General features: G+C 74.1%; 17 protein-coding genes and 1 pseudogene. 12 read left to right on the top strand and 6 right to left on the bottom strand.

Going from position 1 to position 19,230, the window contains the following annotated elements:
- Positions 1–25: 25 nt before the first annotated feature.
- Both LIX60_RS11425 and LIX60_RS11430 read right to left on the bottom strand, forming a co-directional pair.
- The gene (locus LIX60_RS11425; protein ID WP_227958338.1) at positions 26–1,018 is read right to left on the bottom strand and encodes a DeoR/GlpR family DNA-binding transcription regulator; all 993 of its coding nucleotides are present in this window, start codon (positions 1,016–1,018) and stop codon (positions 26–28) included.
- A 186-nt stretch (positions 1,019–1,204) separates the two neighbouring features.
- On the bottom strand, positions 1,205–2,653 hold the full coding sequence (locus LIX60_RS11430) for an NAD(P)H-quinone dehydrogenase (RefSeq protein ID WP_227958339.1): 1,449 nt from the start codon (positions 2,651–2,653) through the stop codon (positions 1,205–1,207).
- 117 nt (positions 2,654–2,770) lie between these two features.
- Between LIX60_RS11430 and LIX60_RS11435 the strand changes: the two genes are divergently transcribed.
- From LIX60_RS11435 to LIX60_RS11445, 3 genes are all read left to right on the top strand, one after another.
- Positions 2,771–3,208, top strand: coding sequence for a gamma-glutamylcyclotransferase (locus LIX60_RS11435; protein ID WP_039822657.1), 438 nt, complete (start codon positions 2,771–2,773; stop codon positions 3,206–3,208).
- Between the two features lie 183 nt (positions 3,209–3,391).
- A complete protein-coding gene (locus LIX60_RS11440) occupies positions 3,392–4,210 on the top strand; it encodes a purine-nucleoside phosphorylase (protein WP_043465558.1) in 819 nt (272 codons plus the stop codon).
- 418 nt (positions 4,211–4,628) lie between these two features.
- A complete protein-coding gene (locus LIX60_RS11445) occupies positions 4,629–6,335 on the top strand; it encodes a phospho-sugar mutase (protein WP_227962720.1) in 1,707 nt (568 codons plus the stop codon).
- 41 nt (positions 6,336–6,376) lie between these two features.
- On the opposite strand, the gene LIX60_RS11450 is transcribed toward LIX60_RS11445, so the two are convergent.
- Complete coding sequence (locus LIX60_RS11450; protein WP_227958340.1) at positions 6,377–7,015, bottom strand: PH domain-containing protein; 639 nt, start codon at positions 7,013–7,015, stop codon at positions 6,377–6,379.
- Positions 7,016–7,182: 167 nt separating this feature from the next.
- Between LIX60_RS11450 and deoC the strand changes: the two genes are divergently transcribed.
- The 4 genes and pseudogenes from deoC to LIX60_RS11470 form a co-directional block, all read left to right on the top strand.
- On the top strand, positions 7,183–8,193 hold the full coding sequence (gene deoC, locus LIX60_RS11455) for a deoxyribose-phosphate aldolase (RefSeq protein ID WP_227962721.1): 1,011 nt from the start codon (positions 7,183–7,185) through the stop codon (positions 8,191–8,193).
- A gap of 5 nt (positions 8,194–8,198) precedes the next feature.
- On the top strand, positions 8,199–9,716 hold the full coding sequence (locus tag LIX60_RS11460) for an aldehyde dehydrogenase family protein (RefSeq protein WP_227958341.1): 1,518 nt from the start codon (positions 8,199–8,201) through the stop codon (positions 9,714–9,716).
- Positions 9,709–10,629, top strand: a complete 921-nt coding sequence (locus LIX60_RS11465; RefSeq protein WP_374117842.1) for an aldehyde dehydrogenase family protein — start codon at positions 9,709–9,711, stop codon at positions 10,627–10,629. Before LIX60_RS11460 ends, LIX60_RS11465 begins: the two co-directional genes overlap by 8 nt.
- A gap of 263 nt (positions 10,630–10,892) precedes the next feature.
- Positions 10,893–11,528 (top strand): annotated as a pseudogene (locus tag LIX60_RS11470) (ATP-binding protein); the annotation flags it as partial.
- A gap of 346 nt (positions 11,529–11,874) precedes the next feature.
- Here LIX60_RS11470 and LIX60_RS11475 read toward each other — a convergent pair.
- On the bottom strand, positions 11,875–12,660 hold the full coding sequence (locus LIX60_RS11475; protein WP_227958343.1) for a SigE family RNA polymerase sigma factor: 786 nt from the start codon (positions 12,658–12,660) through the stop codon (positions 11,875–11,877).
- A 209-nt stretch (positions 12,661–12,869) separates the two neighbouring features.
- Here LIX60_RS11475 and afsQ1 point away from each other — a divergent pair, with 209 nt between their 5' ends.
- From afsQ1 to LIX60_RS11500, 5 genes are all read left to right on the top strand, one after another.
- Entirely contained in the window at positions 12,870–13,547 is a 678-nt protein-coding gene (gene afsQ1 / locus LIX60_RS11480; protein WP_176743657.1) for a two-component system response regulator AfsQ1, read from the top strand.
- Positions 13,544–15,067: a HAMP domain-containing sensor histidine kinase gene (locus LIX60_RS11485; protein WP_308101211.1), complete on the top strand. Its 1,524-nt coding sequence runs from the start codon at positions 13,544–13,546 to the stop codon at positions 15,065–15,067. Before afsQ1 ends, LIX60_RS11485 begins: the two co-directional genes overlap by 4 nt.
- The gene (locus tag LIX60_RS11490) at positions 15,064–15,735 is read left to right on the top strand and encodes a hypothetical protein (protein ID WP_227958344.1); all 672 of its coding nucleotides are present in this window, start codon (positions 15,064–15,066) and stop codon (positions 15,733–15,735) included. The genes LIX60_RS11485 and LIX60_RS11490 overlap by 4 nt, the downstream gene beginning before the upstream one ends.
- A 220-nt stretch (positions 15,736–15,955) precedes the next feature.
- A complete protein-coding gene (locus LIX60_RS11495; RefSeq protein WP_227958345.1) occupies positions 15,956–16,618 on the top strand; it encodes a VanZ family protein in 663 nt (220 codons plus the stop codon).
- Positions 16,615–16,818: a PspC domain-containing protein gene (locus LIX60_RS11500; RefSeq protein WP_227958346.1), complete on the top strand. Its 204-nt coding sequence runs from the start codon at positions 16,615–16,617 to the stop codon at positions 16,816–16,818. Before LIX60_RS11495 ends, LIX60_RS11500 begins: the two co-directional genes overlap by 4 nt.
- Before the next feature lie 229 nt (positions 16,819–17,047).
- Here LIX60_RS11500 and LIX60_RS11505 read toward each other — a convergent pair whose 3' ends face one another.
- Both LIX60_RS11505 and LIX60_RS11510 read right to left on the bottom strand, forming a co-directional pair.
- Entirely contained in the window at positions 17,048–17,854 is an 807-nt protein-coding gene (locus LIX60_RS11505; protein ID WP_227958347.1) for a hypothetical protein, read from the bottom strand.
- A 218-nt stretch (positions 17,855–18,072) separates the two neighbouring features.
- Positions 18,073–19,227 carry an adenosine deaminase gene (locus tag LIX60_RS11510; RefSeq protein WP_019710386.1) on the bottom strand — a complete coding sequence of 385 codons (1,155 nt, stop codon included), beginning with the start codon at positions 19,225–19,227 and terminating at the stop codon, positions 18,073–18,075.
- Positions 19,228–19,230: the final 3 nt, after the last annotated feature.

Genomic DNA, 19,230 nt, shown 5'->3' on the forward strand with positions numbered 1-19,230 from the left:
ACCGTACGGCGTCGGTGCCCGCCGCTCAGCGGCGGCGCAGGTCCGCCACCCGGCCGTTGCCCGGGGGCTGTTCGGCCAGGGAGGCGGCGCCACGCAGCTGGGGCGGCGGCCCGCCCCCCGGATGGGCCCGGCGCTGCCCGGGGAGCGGCAGGTCGTCCGTCTTGGCGGCGACGGGCGGCGGGGCCATCCGGCGCGGTCTTCGGCCAGCCGGGCCGCCGCTGTCGGAACCGCCGCCTCCCGGTCCGGCCACCGCGATCTGCACGCCCTGGTCGGCCAGCGCCTGGAGTTCGGTGGCGGCCCGGTCGTCGGGGGCGGGCGGTTCGTCCGTGACGAGCCGGGTGATCACCTCGGTGGGCACCGTCTGGAACATGGTGTCGGTGCCCAGCTTGGTGTGGTCGGCGAGGACCACGACCTCGCCGGCGGCCTGGACCAGCGCCCGGTCCACGCTCGCCGAGAGCATGTTGGAGGTCGAGAGCCCGCGCTCGGCGGTCAGCCCGCTGCCGGACAGGAAGGCGCGGGAGACGCGCAGCCCCTGCAGGGACAGCTCGGCACCGCTGCCGACCAGGGCGTAGTTCGAGCCGCGCAGGGTGCCGCCCGTCATGACGACCTCGACCCGGTTGGCATGGGCGAGGGCCTGGGCGACGAGCAGGGAGTTGGTGACGACGGTCAGACCGGGGACGCGGGCGAGCCGGCGGGCCAGCTCCTGGGTGGTGGTGCCCGCGCCGACGACGATCGCCTCCCCCTCGGTGACGAGGCTCGCCGCCAGATCGGCGATGGCGGTCTTCTCGGCGCTGGCGAGATGGGACTTCTGCGGGAAGCCGGACTCCCGGCTGAAGCCCCCGGGCAGGACCGCACCACCATGGCGGCGGTCGAGCAGTCCTTCTGCCTCCAGTGCCCGCACATCCCGCCGTACGGTCACTTCGGAGGTCTGGACGACACGGGCGAGCTCCCGGAGCGACACCGCTCCGTTCGCACGCACCATTTCTAGGATCAGTTGGCGACGTTCTGCAGCGAACACGAAACTGACAGTAACGCCATCGACCGACTGCTTTCAGCAGTTTTCACCGAATAGCAGAAGTTGCCCGCAGGCGGGTCCCGCACCTGCTATACGCGATCGCCGCCGGGCCGTCGGACGCCTGCCCGCACCGGGCCCGGCTCCCGCCCAGTCCCGTCCGCGCGGCCGCCCGTCCGCCCGCCCGTCCGGCTAGACCTCGCCCACGCTCTTCCGGGTGTACAGCTGCCGGGCCACCTCGGCGATCGAGCCCGACAGCGACGGGTAGACCGTGAAGGTGTTGGCGACCTGCTCCACGGTGAGGTTGTTGTCGACCGCGAGCGCTATCGGGTGGATCAGCTCGCTGGCGCGCGGGGCGACCACCACGCCCCCCACGACGATCCCCGTGCCCGGGCGGCAGAACAGCTTCACGAAGCCGTCCCGGATCCCCTGCATCTTGGCCCGCGGGTTGCGCAGCAGCGGCAGCTTGACGGAGCGGGCCTCGATACGGCCGCTGTCGATGTCCGCCTGCGAGTACCCGACCGTGGCGATCTCGGGGTCGGTGAAGATGTTCGCCGAGACGGTCTTGAGGTCCAGCGGCGCGACCGCGTCACCGAGGATGTGGTACATCGCGATCCGGCCCTGCATCGCCGCCACCGACGCCAGCGCGAAGACGCCCGTGCAGTCGCCGGCGGCGTACACGCCCGGGGCGCTGGTGCGGGACACCCGGTCGGTGCGGATGTGCCCGGAGTCCTTGAGCGCGACCCCGGCCTCCTCCAGGCCGATGCCGCTGGTGTTGGGGACCGCGCCGACCGCCATCAGGCAGTGCGAGCCGGTGATGGTCCGGCCGTCGGACAGCCGCACCTCGACCCCGTCGTCCGTGCGCTTCACGGCGGCCGCGCGGGAGCGGCTCAGGACGTTCATGCCGCGCCGCCGGAAGACGTCCTCCAGGACCGCCGCGGCGTCCGGGTCCTCGCCCGGCAGCACCCGGTCCCGGCTGGAGACCAGGGTGACCCGCGAGCCCAGCGCCTGGTACGCGCCGGCGAACTCGGCGCCGGTCACGCCCGAGCCGACGACGATCAGCTCTTCGGGCAGCTCCTCCAGGTCGTACACCTGGGTCCAGTTGAGGATGCGCTCGCCGTCGGGCAGGGCGTCGGGGATCTCGCGCGGGTGCGCGCCGGTGGCCACCAGCACGGCGTCCGCGACCAGGGTCTCCTCGCTGCCGTCGGCGAACCGCACGGTCACCTCGCGGGAGCCGTCGGCGGCCCGCGTCGCCTCCAGCCGGCCCCGGCCGCGCAGCACCCGGCCGCCGGCGCGGGTGACGGACGCGGTGATGTCGTGCGACTGGGCGAGCGCGAGGCGCTTCACCCGGCGGTTGACCTTGCCGAGGTCCACCCCCACGACGCGGGCGGACTGCTCCACGTGCGGGGTGTCGTCGGCGACGATGATGCCCAGCTCCTCGTAGGAGGAGTCGAAGGTCGTCATCACCTCGGCGGTCGCGATCAGCGTCTTCGACGGTACGCAGTCGGTCAGCACCGACGCACCGCCGAGACCGTCGGTGTCGACGACGGTCACTTCCGCGCCCAGTTGCGCGGCCACCAGGGCCGCCTCGTAGCCGCCTGGTCCGCCACCAATGATCACGATCCGAGTCACGTACCCCATTGTCACCCACGCGGCCCCGGACCTCCCGGCGGGGGTCCGGGGGCGGTGCCCCGGGGCGGGCCGCGGAGAGGGGGTGAAGCCGCGAACCCGCGCCCGGCCTCCCGTACCCTCGTGCTCATGTCGCTCTACGCCGCGTACGCCGGCAACCTCGACGCGCGGCTGATGTCCCGCCGCGCCCCGCACTCACCGCTGCGCGGTACGGGCTGGCTCTCGGGCTGGCGGCTGACGTTCGGCGGGGAGCAGATGGGCTGGGAAGGCGCCCTGGCCACGATCGTCGAGGCACCGCGCGCGCAGACCTTCGTCGCGCTCTACGACATCGCCCCGATGGACGAGGACTCCATGGACCGCTGGGAAGGCGTCGGTCTCGACATATACCGCCGGATGCGAGTGCGGGTGCACACCCTCGACGGCGAGGACGCGGCCTGGCTGTACGTCCTCAACGGCTACGAGGGCGGACTGCCCTCCGCGCGCTACCTCGGGGAGATCGCGGACGCGGCGGAGTCGGCCGGGGCACCGCACGACTATGTGATGGAGCTGCGGAAGCGGCCCTGCTGAGCGCGCTTCCGGCAACGGCCGCGCCGGCCGGATCACCCGGCGGACGAACGCCTTCGAACCCGTGGAAAACGGCCGTCCGGCGGCCTCTCCGGGTCCTCGCCGGCGCCCTGCCGGGTGGCCGAGTTCCGCCGGGTCGCGCTCTTACGTCTACGCGCGTAGGCCAAACCGGGTTACCCTCTCCGCGTGAACGCTTCTGAGACTTCCCCGCACCTCCCGGGCGCACCCGACGCCACCGCCGCCGCCGCCCGCCTGCGCGAGCTCACCGGTGCCGAGAGCCATGACGTGGCCCTCGTGATGGGATCCGGCTGGGTCCCCGCCGCGGACGCGCTGGGTACGCCGGAGAGCGATCTGCCGGTCACCGAGCTGCCCGGCTTCGCGCCGCCCGCCGTCGAGGGCCACGCGGGCAGGATCCGCTCGTACCGGATCGGGGAGAAGCGCGCGCTGGTCTTCCTCGGCCGCACCCACTACTACGAGGGCCACGGCGTCGCCGCCGTCACGCACGGGGTCCGCACCGCCGTGGCGGCCGGCTGCAAGACCGTCGTCCTGACCAACGGCTGCGGCGGCCTCCGCTCCGGTATGCGCCCGGGCCAGCCGGTCCTCATCAGCGACCACATCAACCTCACCGCGGTGTCGCCGATCGTGGGCGCCAACTTCGTCGACCTCACCGATCTGTACTCGGCCCGCCTCCGCACCCTGTGCCGGGAGATCGACAGCACCCTCGAAGAGGGCGTGTACGCGCAGTTCCCCGGCCCGCACTACGAGACCCCGGCCGAGATCAACATGATCCGCACCCTGGGCGCCGACCTCGTGGGCATGTCGACCGCCCTGGAGGCCATAGCGGCCCGCGAGGCCGGCGCCGAGGTGCTGGGCATCTCCCTGGTGACGAACCTGGCCGCGGGCATGACCGGCGAGCCGCTCAACCACGAGGAAGTGCTCCAGGCCGGCCGCGATTCGGCCACCCGTATGGGCAGCCTGCTCGCCCAGGTCCTCGGCCGCCTCTGAGCGGTCCGGCGCACGGGCGGGCGGCGGAGCGGACGGGCCGCGACCGGGGGTCACGGCCGCCCGGCCGGCAGGACCGGGACCGGGCGGCTCGCGCGCCGCTGCCTCCCACCGCCCCGGGGGCCGGTAGAGGACGATCAAGCCGGGTACTGGTTCCGGCGGGTGCGGTTCCCCGGGGCCGCCGTGCGCCGGCCCCCGAGTCCACGGGATCGCGGGGCCCGTGCGCGGCCCCGGCGGCGCCGGCCCCCGGGTCCCGTGCCCGCACCGACCAGACCCGTACACCGCAGACCCGTACACCGCAGATCCGTACACCGGCCCCCGCCGCGCCGAACGGGCGCGGGGCGGCGGCCGCAGCCCCGGGCGGGCGGCCCGCGTCCCGGCGGGCCGGCCGCCCACGACACAGCAGGAGCGTCACGTGGCAGTGGCAAGCGACACAGCGGAGCTGATCCGGCAGGCCCGCGCCTGGCTGGCCGAGGATCCCGACCCCGAGACCCGCGAGGAGCTGAGCGCGCTCATCGAGGCGGAGGACACCGCGGCCCTCGCCGACCGTTTCGGCGGCATGCTGCAGTTCGGCACCGCCGGTCTCCGCGGCGAGCTCGGCCCCGGCCCGCTGCGGATGAACCGCGCGGTGGTGATCCGTGCCGCCGCCGGTCTCGCCACGTACCTCCGCAAGCAGGCCGCGTCCTCGGACGGCGGGCCGGGCCTCGTCGTCATCGGCTACGACGCCCGCTACAAGAGCGCGGACTTCGCCCGGGACACCGCCGCCGTGATGACCGGCGCCGGGCTGCGCGCCGCGCTGCTGCCCCGTCCGCTGCCCACCCCCGTCCTGGCCTTCGCCGTACGGCACCTGGGGGCGGTCGCCGGCGTCACCGTCACGGCGAGCCACAACCCGCCGCGCGACAACGGCTACAAGGTGTATCTCGGCGGGACCGGCGGCGGTGCGCAGATCGTGCCCCCGGCCGACGCGGAGATCGCCGCCGAGATCGCGGCGGTGCGGAGCCTGGCGGACGTGACCCGCGCGGAAACCGGCTGGGAGACGCTCGGCGACGAGATCGTCGACGCCTATCTGGCCCGTACGGACGCGGTGCTCACCGGCGGCTCCCCGCGGGACGTCCGCACCGTCTACACCCCCCTGCACGGCGTCGGGCGCGACACCCTGCTCGCCGCCTTCGACCGGGCCGGCTTCCCCGCCCCCGTCGTCGTGGCCGAACAGGGCGACCCCGACCCGGCGTTCCCGACCGTGGCCTTCCCCAACCCGGAGGAGCCGGGGGCCATGGACCTGGCCTTCGCCACCGCCCGTGCCGCCGCACCGGACCTGATCATCGCCAACGACCCGGACGCGGACCGCTGCGCCGTGGCCGTCCCCGCCCCCGGCACCGCGACCGGCTGGCGGATGCTGCGCGGCGACGAGGTCGGCGCGCTGCTGGCCGAGCACCTGGTGCACAAGCGGGCGTCCGGCTCCTTCGCCACCACGATCGTCTCCTCCTCCCTGCTCTCCCGGATCGCCGCGGCGGCCGAACAGCCGTACGAGGAGACGCTGACCGGCTTCAAGTGGCTCGCCCGCGTCGACGGGCTGCGCTACGCCTACGAGGAGGCGCTCGGCTACTGCGTCGACCCGGAGGGCGTCCGCGACAAGGACGGCATCACCGCCGCCCTGCTCATCGCCGAACTGGCCGCCGAGCTGAAGGCGACCGGCCGCGACCTCACCGAACTCCTGGACGACATCGCCCTGGAGTACGGCCTGCACGCCACCGACCAGTTGTCGGTCCGCGTCACCGACCTGTCGCTGATCTCCGACGCCATGGGCCGGCTGCGGCGGCAGCCGCCCGCCACGCTCGCCGGACTCCCCGTCACCCGGGCCGAGGACCTGACCGGGGGCAGCGGGAAACTGCCGCCCACGGACGGGCTGCGCTACACGCTCGCCGGCGGCTCCACATCCGCCGGACGCTGCCGGGTCGAGGCGGCGCGGGTGGTGGTCCGGCCGAGCGGCACGGAGCCCAAGCTCAAGTGCTACCTGGAAGCCGTCGTGCCGGTGGACGCCCCGGACGCGCTGGCCGACGCCCGGATCACCGCCGGGGCGGTCCTGGCCGCGCTCAAGGTGGACCTCTCCGCGGCCGCCGGGCTGTGAGTCCCCCGGCGGGGCCGGCCCCGGCCCCGCCGCCGGGAACCTCAGCCCAGCAGCGCGACGACCGCCAGCAGCACGGCACCCGCAGCCGCCGGGGCCAGCACCTCGTAGGCCCAGCGCACCTCGGCCGTCCCCTGCGCCGTCTCCCGGCGCGCGTACCGCTCGGCCAGCTCCGCGAGTTCGGACACGGCCTCGTCGGCGGGGGCCCGGTCCGGCCCCGCGCCGGCGGGCGAGGCTCCGCGCACGTCGTCGGCGGCGGCGCTCCGGGCGCTGCGCCGGGCGGTCTTCTTCCGCGCCCGCAGCGACACCGGGATCGCCCACAGCTGGAACGTCCGTCCCTCGGCGAAGACTTCGCTGGAGTAGCCCGCGCGCACGCCCTCGACCGCGCCCCAGGGCAGCGCGATGGTGCGGAACGGGTTGCGCACCCGCAGCCGGTCCTCACCGGCGAACACGGCGGGCCGGAAGGTGAAGGCGACGACGAGCGGCACCGCGAGCAGCAGCCCGGCCAGCGCGAACCAGGGGGTGCGTCCCTCGCCGCGGATCATCGCGTCGATGCCGAGCCAGCCGGCGAGTCCGAGCAGCAGCACGCCGCCGGCCAGTGCGGAGCCGGAGCGGTAGACGCGGTCGGCGTACTCCGGGCCGGTCTCGGGCTGCGGGGAGGAGGGGGTGTCCGGGCTCGTCATGGGGGCGATTGTGCCCGACGGACCGGGCGGGGCACACGTCCCGGTCCGGCACCGCCGCGCCCGTCCCGCCCCGTCCCGCCCCGTGCCGCCGCGGCGGTCCGTGGCGGGAACCACCCTCCCCGGGGGTGACAGGCTGCTACGCGCGTAGATATGCTCACCTGGTGACCATGCTTCCCAAGCCCGCAGTACCCGCGTACGGCAGCGAGGCCCCGGAGCGTCTGGCGTCGATGGCGGACGTCACCGCCTCCGACGCCGCGCTGCGCCGTTTCCTGCACGGCCTGCCGGGTGTCGACGCCGTCGGCCTGCAGGCCCGCGCGGCCGCCCTCGGCACCCGCTCGATCAAGACCACGGCGAAGGCGTACGCCATCGACCTGGCCATCTCCATGATTGACCTGACGACTCTGGAGGGCGCGGACACCCCGGGCAAGGTCCGGGCGCTGTGCGCCAAGGGGGCGCATCCCGATCCGCTGGACCGCACCGTCCCGAGGGTCGCGGCGATCTGCGTCTACCCGGACATGGCGGCCACCGCCAAGGCGGCGCTGCGCGAGGCCGGGGCCCCGGAGATCAACGTGGCCTCCGTCGCCACCGCTTTCCCCGCCGGCCGGGCCGCGCTGCCCGTCAAGCTGGCCGACACCCGGGACGCGGTGGCGGCCGGCGCGGACGAGATCGACATGGTGATCGACCGCGGCGCCTTCCTCTCCGGCCGCTACCTCCAGGTGTTCGAGGAGATCCGGCGGGTCAAGGAGGTCTGCCGGCGTGAGGACGGCACCGCCGCCCACCTCAAGGTGATCTTCGAGACGGGCGAGCTGCAGACCTACGACAACGTGCGCCGGGCCTCCTGGCTCGCGATGCTCGCGGGCGCCGACTTCATCAAGACGTCCACCGGCAAGGTCGCCGTCAACGCCACCCCGCCCGTCACCCTGCTCATGCTGGAGGCCGTGCGCGACTTCCGCGCGGCCGTCGGGGTGCAGGTCGGGGTGAAGCCCGCGGGCGGCATCCGGACCACCAAGGACGCCGTCAAGTACCTGGTGATGGTCAACGAGACGCTCGGCGAGGAGTGGCTGACCGCGGACTGGTTCCGCTTCGGCGCCTCCAGCCTCCTCAACGACCTGCTGATGCAGCGCCAGAAGCTGAGCACCGGGCGCTACTCCGGTCCCGACTACGTGACGGTGGACTGAGCCCCATGACGGATCCCCAGACCCAGGACACCCCCCAGCACCCCGAGGACACCCAGCCCGTGGACAAGCAGCCGGCCCAGCAGGCGCCCCGGGGCGCGTTCGCCTACGCGCCGGCGCCCGAGTCGCGCTCGGTCGTCGCCATAGCGCCGTCGTACGGCCACTTCATCGACGGCGAGTTCCGCGAGGCGGCCGGCGGCAAGGTCTTCACGACCGTCTCGCCCTCCACCGAGGAGGTGCTCTCCGAAGTCGCCCTGGGCGGCCCGGAGGACGTGGACGCGGCCGTGGCGGCCGCCCGCCGGGCCTTCGGGCCCTGGTCGGCGCTGCCCGGCGCGGAGCGGGCCAAGTACCTGTTCCGGATCGCCCGGATCATCCAGGAGCGCTCGCGAGAACTGGCCGTGCTGGAGTCCCTCGACAACGGCAAGCCGATCCGCGAGTCGCGCGACACCGACCTGCCGCTGGCCGCCGCGCACTTCTTCTACTACGCGGGCTGGGCCGACAAGCTGGCGTACGCCGGCTACGGCGCCGACCCGAAGCCGCTGGGCGTGGCCGGCCAGGTCATCCCGTGGAACTTCCCGCTGCTGATGCTGGCGTGGAAGATCGCCCCGGCGCTGGCCACCGGCAACACGGTCGTCCTCAAACCCGCCGAGACCACCCCGCTGTCCGCCCTGTTCTTCGCGGACATCTGCCGGCAGGCCGGACTGCCGCGGGGCGTCGTCAACATCGTCACGGGCGACGGTACGGCCGGTGGAGCGCTGGTGGCCCATCCGGACGTCCGCAAGGTGGCCTTCACCGGCTCCACCGGGGTCGGCAAGGCCATCGCCCGCACGGTCGCCGGGACGGACAAGAAGCTCACCCTGGAGCTGGGCGGCAAGGCCGCCAACATCGTCTACGACGACGCGCCCGTCGACCAGGCCGTCGAGGGCATCGTCAACGGCATCTTCTTCAACCAGGGCCATGTCTGCTGCGCGGGCTCCCGGCTGCTGGTGCAGGAGTCGGTGGCGGAGGAGGTGCTGGACGCCCTCAAGCGGCGGATGGCCACCCTGCGGGTCGGCGACCCGCTGGACAAGAACACCGACGTCGGCGCCATCAACTCCCCCGAGCAGCTGGACCGCATCCGGGCGCTGGCCGACGCGGGCGAGCGGGAGGGCGCCGAGCGCTGGTCCCCGCCCTGCGAACTGCCCGCCTCCGGCTACTGGTTCGCGCCGACCCTCTTCACCGGCGTCACCCAGGCGCACCGCATCGCCCGCGAGGAGATCTTCGGCCCGGTGCTGTCGGTGCTGACCTTCCGCACCCCCGCGGAGGCCGTGGAGAAGGCCAACAACACGCCGTACGGGCTCTCCGCCGGCATCTGGACGGAGAAGGGCTCGCGCATCCTGTGGACGGCCGAGAAGCTCCGCGCGGGCGTCGTCTGGGCCAACACGTTCAACAAGTTCGACCCCGCCTCGCCGTTCGGCGGCTACAAGGAGTCCGGCTACGGCCGGGAGGGCGGACGTCACGGCCTGGAGGCATACCTCGATGTCTGATGCGACTGCGAACGGTGCGGCCGGTGCGGCCGGGAACACCGGCAGGGGCGCCGCCGCGCGGCTGAGCGTCCTCAAGACCTACAAGCTGTTCGTCGGGGGGAAGTTCCCCCGCTCCGAGAGCGGACGGGTGTACGAGGTGGCCGACAGCAAGGGCAACTGGCTGGCGAACGCGCCGCTGTCCTCCCGCAAGGACGCGCGGGACGCGGTCGTCGCCGCCCGCAAGGCGTTCCCCGGCTGGTCCGGCGCCACGGCCTACAACCGGGGCCAGATCCTCTACCGCGTCGCCGAGATGCTGGAGGGCCGGCGCGAGCAGTTCACCGCCGAAGTGGCCGCCGCGGAGGGCCTGTCGAAGGCGAAGGCGGCGGCGCGGGTGGACGCGGCGGTCGACCGCTGGGTCTGGTACGCGGGCTGGTCCGACAAGGTCGCCCAGATCGCCGGCGCGGCCAACCCGGTCGCCGGCCCGTACTTCAACCTCTCCACCCCGGGGCCGACCGGGGTCGTGGCGGTCCTCGCGCCGGACACCTCGTCCTTCCTCGGACTGGTGTCGGTGATCGCCCCGGTGATCGTCACCGGCAACACGGCCGTGGTCGTGGCGTCCGCGAGGGCTCCGCTCCCGGCGCTCTCGCTGGGCGAGGTGCTGGCCACCTCCGATCTGCCGGGCGGGGTCGTCAACATCCTCTCCGGCCGCACCGCGGAGATCGCCGCGCCGCTCGCCGCCCACCAGGACGTCAACGCGATCGACCTGGCCGGGGCGGACGCCGCCCTGGCGAAGGAGCTGGAGACGGCCGCGGCCGACAACCTCAAGCGGGTGCTCCGTCCGCAGGCCGGGACGGACTGGGCCGCCGACCCGGGCACGGAGCGGCTGCTGGCCTTCCTGGAGACGAAGACGGTCTGGCACCCGATGGGTGTCTGACCCGGGCGGCCCGTGCCCCGTGCGGGCCCGGGGTCCCGTGCCCCGGCGCCCGCGTGTCTCCGCACCTCCCGGCGGGCCCCGGTGGAACCGCTGTTCGGGTTCCGCCGGGGCCCGCCGCGCGCGGGCCGCCAGGCCGCCCGGGCCGCCCGCGCCCGGTTCCGCTTCCCGGCACCCGGGCACGCCAGGTGACCCCAGCGCGACGGAAAGTCCGCGCCCCCGTCCCCCTGCCGCGTACGCCGTGCCATGCGCGAGAATGGCGTTCCGTGAACCGCCAACCGCACCCCCGCGCCCATGTCGTCCTCCTGACGGGGCCCTCCGGTTCCGGCAAGTCCTCCCTCGCCGCCCGCACCGGCCTGCCCGTCCTGAATCTCGACGACTTCTACCGCGAGACCGGGGACCCCGCCCTGCCCCGGCTCTCGGACGGCAGCGGCACGGACTGGGACTCCCCGCTCTCCTGGGACGCGGACGCGGCGGTCGCCGCGGTGGGGGCGCTGTGCCGGACCGGCCGGGCGGCCGTCCCGGTGTACGACATCGCGACGAGCTCGCGGACCGGCGCGGTCACGCTCGGCCTCGGTGACGCGCCCCTGTTCGTGGCGGAGGGCATCTTCGCCGCCGACATCATCGAACGCTGCCGCGCGGAAGGCCTTCTGGCGGACGCCCTGTGCCTGCGCGGCCGGCCGTCCACCACCTTCCGGCGGCGGCTGCTGCGCGATCTGCGGGAGGGCCGCAAGTCCGTCACCGTCCTGCTGCGGCGCGGCTGGCGGCTGATGCGGGCCGAGCGCGGCATCGTGGCCCGCCAGTCGGCGCTCGGCGCCCACCCCTGCGGCCGGGACGAGGCCCTCGCCCGCATCGGGACGGCCGCGGCGCGCCACCGCCCGGCGGCCGGGCGGGCTTCCGCCGCCGCTGCCACCACCGCAACCACCGCAACCACCGTCGCAACCGCGGCCACGACCGCGGCCGTTCCGGCCCCGCGCCCGGCCTCGGCCCGTTCCGCGAGCCCGGCGAGCCCCGGGGGATGAGGGCGAGGTGAGGGCGGGCCGGGAACGGCCCGGTCCTCCCCCGGACATGACGAAGCGGGACCGAACAGACCCCCCGGCCGCTCGGTCCCGCCTCTTCCACCACTCCCCCGAGCGGTGGCCCCCGTTGCCCTGCCCGTCCCCCGAGGGGCAGGCCCCCGTTGTTCCCCCGTATCCCCCGTGTCCCCGCTCCCCCGTGCCCCCGGGCGGCTCCCCGCCGCCCCGGGTCTCAGGCGACCAGTTCGCCGAAGGACTCCTCCCGGTCCCGGCCGAAGCTGAGCGCCTCGTCGTCGCGCAGCCGGCGCAGCGAGCGCCAGATGCTGCTCTTGACCGTGCCGACGCTGATGCCGAGGATGTCCGCGATCTCCGGGTCGGTGCGGCCCTCGTAGTAGCGCAGCACCAGCATGGTGCGCTGGAGTTCGGGCAGCCGGGCCAGCGCCTGCCACAGCACGGCGCGCAGTTCGGTGCCGCGCATCGCGTCGTGGTCGCCCGCCGTCTCCGGCAGTTCCTCGGTCGGGTACTCGTTGAGCTTGCGCCGGCGCCAGGCGCTGATGTGCAGATTGGTCATGGTGCGCCGCAGATACCCGCCGACGGCGGCCTTGTCGCTGATCCGCTCCCAGGCGCGGTAGGTGGAGAACAGCGCGCTCTGCAGCAGGTCCTCCGCCTCGTACCGGTCACCGGTCAGGTGGTAGGCCGTCGCGTACAGGGAGGCGCGGCGCTCCCGGACGTAGGCGGTGAACTCCGCCTCCGGCAGGGTGTCGCGTTCCCCCCGGGCCTCCCCGTACGCGGCGCTCCCGCGGGAGGAGCCGCCCCCCTTGCCGACCGTCACCGCGTCGACCACCGGCAGATACGTCTGCTGCCGGCTCTGACGCCCGGTGCCGCGAGCGCACCCCCGCCCGCTCACGGCACCGGACTTCTCCGCCCCGGACTCCGCCCGGTCGCGTCCGAAGGCCCGGCCGGCGGTGTGCAGGCGCGTGACAACTGCGCTGGTGGATCCGGTGTGCAGTGTGTTCATCCCGCGCCCCCCGTCGGTGGAGCCTGCTGACGTCCGTTGGCTGTCCGGGCCGTTCTCCCCCGCCCGGTGCACACCAGATTGCAGGCCCAGTTTCATCGCCCTGTCCGTCGCCTGTCACAGCCGTGTCACAGGGACTCCCGGGGCAGTAACCCAAGCCCGGATCCTTCGCCCCTCGAACTATCGGCCCTCCGTGGGACAGAATGACCAACGTGCCATACCTGTTGCTGATCGAGGACGATGACGCCATCCGTACGGCCCTCGAACTCTCCCTGTCGCGCCAGGGTCACCGTGTGGTGGCCGCGGCGACGGGCGAGGACGGCCTGAAACTGCTGCGCGAGCAGCGGCCGGATCTGATTGTGCTGGACGTGATGCTGCCCGGGATCGACGGCTTCGAGGTCTGCCGCCGCATCCGCCGCACCGACCAGCTCCCGATCATCCTGCTGACCGCGCGCAGTGATGACATCGACGTGGTGGTGGGGCTGGAGTCCGGGGCGGACGACTACGTCGTCAAGCCCATCCAGCCGCGGGTCCTCGACGCCCGGATCCGTGCCGTGCTGCGGCGCGGGGAGCGGGAGAACAACGACGCGGCGACCTTCGGCAGCCTGGTCATCGACCGCTCGGCGATGACGGTCACCAAGAACGGCGAGGATCTTCAGCTCACCCCGACCGAGCTGAGGCTGCTGCTGGAGCTGAGCCGCCGGCCCGGCCAGGCCCTCTCCCGGCAGCAGCTGCTGCGGCTGGTGTGGGAGCACGACTACCTGGGCGACTCACGGCTGGTGGACGCCTGTGTGCAGCGGCTGCGCGCCAAGGTGGAGGACGTGCCGTCCTCGCCGACCCTGATCCGTACCGTGCGGGGCGTGGGCTACCGGCTGGACAGCCCGCAGTGACCGAGCCCTCCGGGCGGGTGCGCGGCTGGGCTTCCGGCCTGTTCCGGCTGACGAGCCTGCGGCTGCGTCTCGTGTTCGTCTTCGCGCTGGTCGCGCTCACCGCCGCCGTGTCCGCCTCCGGCATCGCGTACTGGCTCAACCGGGACGCCGTGCTCACCCGCACCCAGAACGCCGCCCTCAACGACTTCCGCCAGTCGCTCGCCGACAACACCGGCTCGCTGCCCATGCGCCCGCAGTGCGAACGGCTGCGGGACGCCGCCGAGCGGATGGCCGACAGCACCCAGCGGTACGAGGTCGTCCTCGTCGACCGGGACCGGGACGACAAGCCCTGCGCCGCGGTCTCCCGGGCCGGCGGTTTCACCCTGAAGGCGGTACCGGATTCGCTGCGGACGGCGGTCAACGAGGAGCGCCCGGCCGATGTGGGCGACGGGCTGCCCTACCACCTGTACTGGCAGCGGATCACGCTCGACGGCGACCCGTATCTGGTCGGCGGGGCGAAGGTGATCGGCGGCGGGCCCACCGGCTACATGCTGAAGTCGCTCACCACCGAGCGGGACGACCTCAACTCGCTGGCCTGGTCGCTGGGCATCGCCACGGCGCTGGCGCTGATCGGCTCGGCACTGCTCGCCCAGGCCGCGGCCAGCACCGTGCTGCGGCCCGTGCAGCGGCTGGGAGACGCGGCGCGGCAGCTCGGCGAGGGCAAGCTCGACACCCGGCTGCAGGTCTCCGGCACGGACGAACTGGCCGATCTCTCCCGGACGTTCAACGGGGCCGCCGCCTCCCTGGAGCAACGGGTCGAGGAGCTGAGCGCGCGGGAGGCCGCGAGCCGCCGCTTCGTCGCCGACATGTCGCACGAGCTGCGCACCCCGCTGACCGCCATCACCGCCGTCACGGAGGTGCTGGAGGACGAGACCGACAATCTCGACCCGATGATCGCTCCCGCGGTGCGGCTGGTGGTGGACGAGACACGGCGCCTCGGCGACCTCGTGGAGAACCTGATGGAGGTCACCCGCTTCGACGCGGGCACGGCCCGGCTGGTACTCGACGACGTGGACGTGGCCGACATGGTCACCGCCTGCATCGACGCCCGCGCCTGGCTCGACGCGGTCGAACTCGACGCCGAACGCGGCATCGTGGCCCGCCTCGACCCGCGCCGGCTCGACGTCATCCTGGCCAACCTCATCGGCAACGCGCTCAAGCACGGCGGTTCGCCGGTACGGGTCACCGTCCGGCCCGAGGACTCCTGGCTGACCGTGGAGGTGCGGGACCACGGGCCGGGCATCCCCGAGGACGTCCTGCCCCACGTCTTCGACCGCTTCTACAAGGCGAGCGCGTCCCGGCCGCGCAGCGAGGGCAGCGGACTGGGCCTCTCCATCGCCCTGGAGAACGCGCACATCCACGGCGGCGACATCGCCGTCGCCAACCACCCCGACGGCGGCGCCGTGTTCCGGCTGCGCCTGCCGATGGACGCCGACGCCGCCGGCTCCGGAACGGACGAGCAGGGACAGGACACCGCGTGATACCCGCCGCCACCCCGACGCCGGCACCCGCACCGGCACCCGCACCGGCCGCCGGTCCCCGCCGCCTGCGTCGCGGCCTGCTGACCACCGCCCTGGCCGCCCTCGTCCTCGCGGGCGGCGCGGGCTGCGGCATCCGCGGCACCTCCGTGCCGGTGGACGCGGGCCCCGCCCCGTCCCGGGTGTCCTGTGAGGTCTCCGGCGACCCCACGCCCGTACCGGACTCCGGCAGGGAGGCCCCGGCCGACGTCTATCTGGTGTGCAGCGCCCAGATCATGCCGGTGCAGCGCGCCGTGCGGTACACGGACGGCCGGACGGAGGAGGACCGGCTGCGCAGGGCGCGGGACCTGCTCGCGGAGCTCCAGACCCCGCCCTCCCGGGCCGAGGACGAGGGCGGGTTCTCCAGCGAGGTGCCCGACGGGCTGGAGGTCGCGGCCCCCCGCGAGGGAGACCCCGGCAACGCGCTCCGGCTGAGCCGCATCCCGGACGAGCTCCCGGCGTACGCGCTCGCCCAGCTCGTCTGCACCTTCGCGGGCTCCGCGGCCGTCGCGGGCGACGAGTCCGTCGTCCTCGGCGGACCGGACGGCGATCCGCTGAAGCGCTACCCGTGCACGGAGGAGCTGCGCGCCCGGCCGGAGGCCGCGCAGACGACGGGCGTACCGCTGGAGTGAGGTGAGGGGCGGCCGGACCGGAACCCGGCATCGGCGGCCGCAGCCGCAGCCGGGAGGCCGGACGCGGGCTGGAGGCGGACGGGAAACAGCACCGGAGACCGCGGACCGGCGCGGGGCCGGACCTCCGCGCCGGGCGGCGTGACCCGGTGTGACCGGGGCAACAGAACGGCCCCGTCCGGCCGCCGGAACCGCGCGGACCCGGCACCGCGTCCTCCCCGGCGTGCAGCGCCATGGCTGCGGCGCCCGTGCCGCCTTCCGCTTCCGCGCGACGGGACTCGTCCTCCTGTTCGCCCACCTGCTGTACGTGGCATGGACCGCGCTGCGCCCGCCGGCGCTGCCCTGGGTGACCGCCGCCCATCTGCAACCGCTGGCCACGGTCCGCGCCGAACTGGCGCTCGGGCTCTGGCCCGCCGTCCAGCACCTCGGCGGCGCCCTGCTGCTGCTGGCCCCGCTGGGCGTCCTGCTGCCCTGGGCGGCCGGACGGCTGGAGGTGCCGCTGCTGTCCTCGCTCACCCGCACCGTCTTCACCGGCGTCATGGTGTCGCTCGGTCTGGCGCTGCTCCAGACCAATCTCTCGGGCCGCACGCTGGACGTGGACTCCCTGGTCCTGCACACGCTGGGTATCGTCCTGGCCCATCTGGCCCTGGTACCGGCGCTCCGGGGGTGGCTGCGGCGGCTGTGCGAGCGGGCCGGCCGGGCGTCGCCGGCCGTGCCCGCCTCCCCTGGACGCCCCGGGCTCCCAGCGGAGGAGCCGTCTCAGGGGCCGGCCCTGAGGATTCCCCGGGTCGGTGCGGTCCCCTGGGCGGATGTTTCATCCCCTTCATGGGCATACGGTCGAGATATCGCACGACACACTCGACGGCTCACGAAGGAGTCCCCATGAGCGCCCTGGTCCGCCCCCGCGACGGCCGCATGATCGGTGGGGTGTGTGCAGCGCTGGCGCGGCGCTTCGGCACCACCCCGACCACGATGCGGGTGATCTTCCTGGCCTCGTGCCTGCTGCCCGGCCCGCAGTTCCTGCTCTACGTGGCGCTGTGGGCCCTTCTGCCGTCCGAGAAGAGCCACGCGCAGCAGACCTGGTGACCCACCCGGCGGGCCGCTTCCGGCCGCACGCCCCGCCGAGCGCACCAAAAGGGGCTCGCGGTACACGGCTCGTCCGGCACGGCGCCGACGCCGACCCTCGAGCACACGCGCGAAAGGAGGGGGCGCGTACCCGTGAACCGGGTGCGCGCCCCCTCCTCGCCGTTCTGCGGCTGTTCCGCCGTCCTGCTGTCCCGCGACCGCCCGGTTCCGGGCGGGCGGCCCGGCGGGGTCAGAGCGACAGGCCTCCGAACAACCGGCCCAGCACGCCGCCCATGCCCTGGGTCCGGCTGTCCTGCGCGGGCAGGGTGCGGGGCGAGCCGGCCTGGCCCTGGGCGGGACGGGCCGGCGCGGCCTGGCCCTGCGCCGGGCTCATGGGCGCGGCCTGTCCCTGCGCCGGGCTCATGGGCGCGGCCTGTCCCTGCGCCGGGCTCATGGGCGCGTTCATCCGGGGAGCCGAGCCCGAGTCGCCCTGACCGGCGCGGTGCGCGGTGTCACGGCTCTCGGCGGCCCGCTGGTCACGGCCCTGGTCCGCGTAGGGGGAGCCGTGGTGGCCACCCTGGTGGTGGTCGTGGTGACGGGCGTTGTGGTGCTCGCCCTTGTGGCCGTGGTGGTGCTTGCCCTGGTGGTGCTCGCCCTTGTGACCGTGGTGGTGCTTGCCCTGGTGGTGCTCACCGTTGTGGCCGTGGTGGTGCTTCCCCTTGTGGTGGCCCTTGTGCCCCTTGTGGTGGCCCTTGTGGTGCTTGCCCTTGTGGTGCTTGCCCTTGTGGTGCTTCTTCCCCTTGTGGTGCTTGCCCTTGTCGTGGTGGCATCCGCCGCACTCCTGGCCGCTGCCGGCCCGGCTCTGGTCGCGGTCGCTCGCGGTGCGCTCGGCTCCGGTGGTCTCGTCCGCCATCAGGCCGGTGCTCTGCTGCGGGGCCTGGCGGGTGGTGGGCGCCATGGAGTCGACCGGCGTGGCCACGGCGGCGCCGGCACCGGCGACGGCGAAGCCGACACCGAGCACGGCGGCCCGGAAGATCCGGGAGGTTACCTGCTTCATCGACATACATCCTCTGCTGGGGGGAGGTGGAGCGAATCGGCGGACACACAGAAGCCTGTACGTACGCTCCGCTACCGAATGCACGCGCAACGTAGCCACCCGCAGGGATGACCGCAATCAACGGCCGGGCGCGTCGCCCCCGCGGCCCCCGCATGTCCTCCGCCCGGCGGGGCGGGCCGCCGCGAGCCCTCCCGCCCCGGCCGTGCGGCCCGCGCCTCTCAGCCCTGCGCGGCGCCGCCACCCGTCTCGCGGAAGAGCCATTCGGACTTCAGCTCGGCATAGCCGGGCTTGATCACGTCATTGATCATGGCGAGCCGTTCGTCGAACGGGATGAAGGCGGACTTCATGGCGTTCACCGTGAACCACTGCATGTCGTCGAGGGTGTAGCCGAACGCCTCCACCAGCCGTTCGAATTCGGTGCTCATGCTCGTTCCGCTCATGAGCCGGTTGTCGGTGTTGACCGTGGCGCGGAAACCCAGCTCCCGCAGCACGCCGATGGGGTGCTCGCGGTACGACTCCGCGGCGCCCGTCTGGAGGTTGGAGGTCGGGCACAGCTCCAGCGGGACGCGCTTGTCGCGGACGTAGGCCGCGAGCCGCCCGAGCTTCGCCGTGCCGTCCCCGGCGACCTGGATGTCGTCGATGATGCGGACGCCGTGGCCGAGCCGGTCGGCGCCGCACCACTGGAGCGCCTGCCAGATGGACGGCAGGCCGAACGCCTCGCCCGCGTGGATGGTGAAGTGGTTGTTCTCCCGCTTGAGGTACTCGAAGGCGTCGAGGTGGCGGGTGGGCGGGAAGCCGGCCTCGGCGCCCGCGATGTCGAAGCCGACGACGCCCAGGTCGCGGTAGCGGTTGGCGAGTTCGGCGATCTCCAGGGAGCGGGCGGCGTGCCGCATGGCGGTCAGCAGGGCGCCGACGCGGATGCGGTGCCCGTTCTCCCGGGCCCGGCGCTCTCCCTCCCGGAAGCCCTCGTTGACGGCTTCGACGACCTCCTCCAGGCCGAGCCCGCCGGTCAGGTGCTGCTCGGGCGCGTACCGGACCTCGGCGTAGACGACGCCGTCGGCGGCGAGGTCCTCGGCGCACTCCGCGGCCACCCGGAACAGCGCCTCCCGGGTCTGCATGACGGCGCAGGTGTGGGCGAAGGTCTCCAGGTAGCGCTCCAGCGAGCCGGAGTCCGCGGCCTCGCGGAACCAGCGGCCGAGCGCGGCGGGCTCGGTCTCCGGCAGGCCCTCGTACCCCTGTTCGCGGGCGAGTTCGACGACGGTGGCGGGGCGGAGGCCTCCGTCGAGGTGGTCGTGGAGCAGCACCTTCGGGGCGCGGCGGATCTGGTCCGCGCCGGGGGTCCTGCCTCGGGTCTGGTTCGTCGTCTCCGTCATCTC

Origin of the sequence: Streptomyces sp. S07_1.15 (genome assembly GCF_020739505.1) — a bacterium.
In the GTDB taxonomy this organism is placed as follows: Bacteria; Actinomycetota; Actinomycetes; order Streptomycetales; family Streptomycetaceae; genus Streptomyces; species Streptomyces xinghaiensis.

Bases quoted from the DNA above. Each gene is read 5' to 3' on its own strand.
- LIX60_RS11430 (WP_227958339.1), bottom strand. From the start codon at position 2,653: ATGGGGTACGTGACTCGGATCGTGATCATTGGTGGCGGACCAGGCGGC.
- LIX60_RS11435 (WP_039822657.1), top strand. From the start codon at position 2,771: ATGTCGCTCTACGCCGCGTACGCCGGCAACCTCGACGCGCGGCTGATG.
- LIX60_RS11450 (WP_227958340.1), bottom strand. From the start codon at position 7,015: ATGACGAGCCCGGACACCCCCTCCTCCCCGCAGCCCGAGACCGGCCCG.
- deoC (WP_227962721.1), top strand. From the start codon at position 7,183: ATGCTTCCCAAGCCCGCAGTACCCGCGTACGGCAGCGAGGCCCCGGAG.
- LIX60_RS11460 (WP_227958341.1), top strand. From the start codon at position 8,199: ATGACGGATCCCCAGACCCAGGACACCCCCCAGCACCCCGAGGACACC.
- LIX60_RS11465 (WP_374117842.1), top strand. From the start codon at position 9,709: ATGTCTGATGCGACTGCGAACGGTGCGGCCGGTGCGGCCGGGAACACC.
- LIX60_RS11475 (WP_227958343.1), bottom strand. From the start codon at position 12,660: ATGAACACACTGCACACCGGATCCACCAGCGCAGTTGTCACGCGCCTG.
- LIX60_RS11500 (WP_227958346.1), top strand. From the start codon at position 16,615: ATGAGCGCCCTGGTCCGCCCCCGCGACGGCCGCATGATCGGTGGGGTG.
- LIX60_RS11505 (WP_227958347.1), bottom strand. From the start codon at position 17,854: ATGAAGCAGGTAACCTCCCGGATCTTCCGGGCCGCCGTGCTCGGTGTC.
- LIX60_RS11510 (WP_019710386.1), bottom strand. From the start codon at position 19,227: ATGACGGAGACGACGAACCAGACCCGAGGCAGGACCCCCGGCGCGGAC.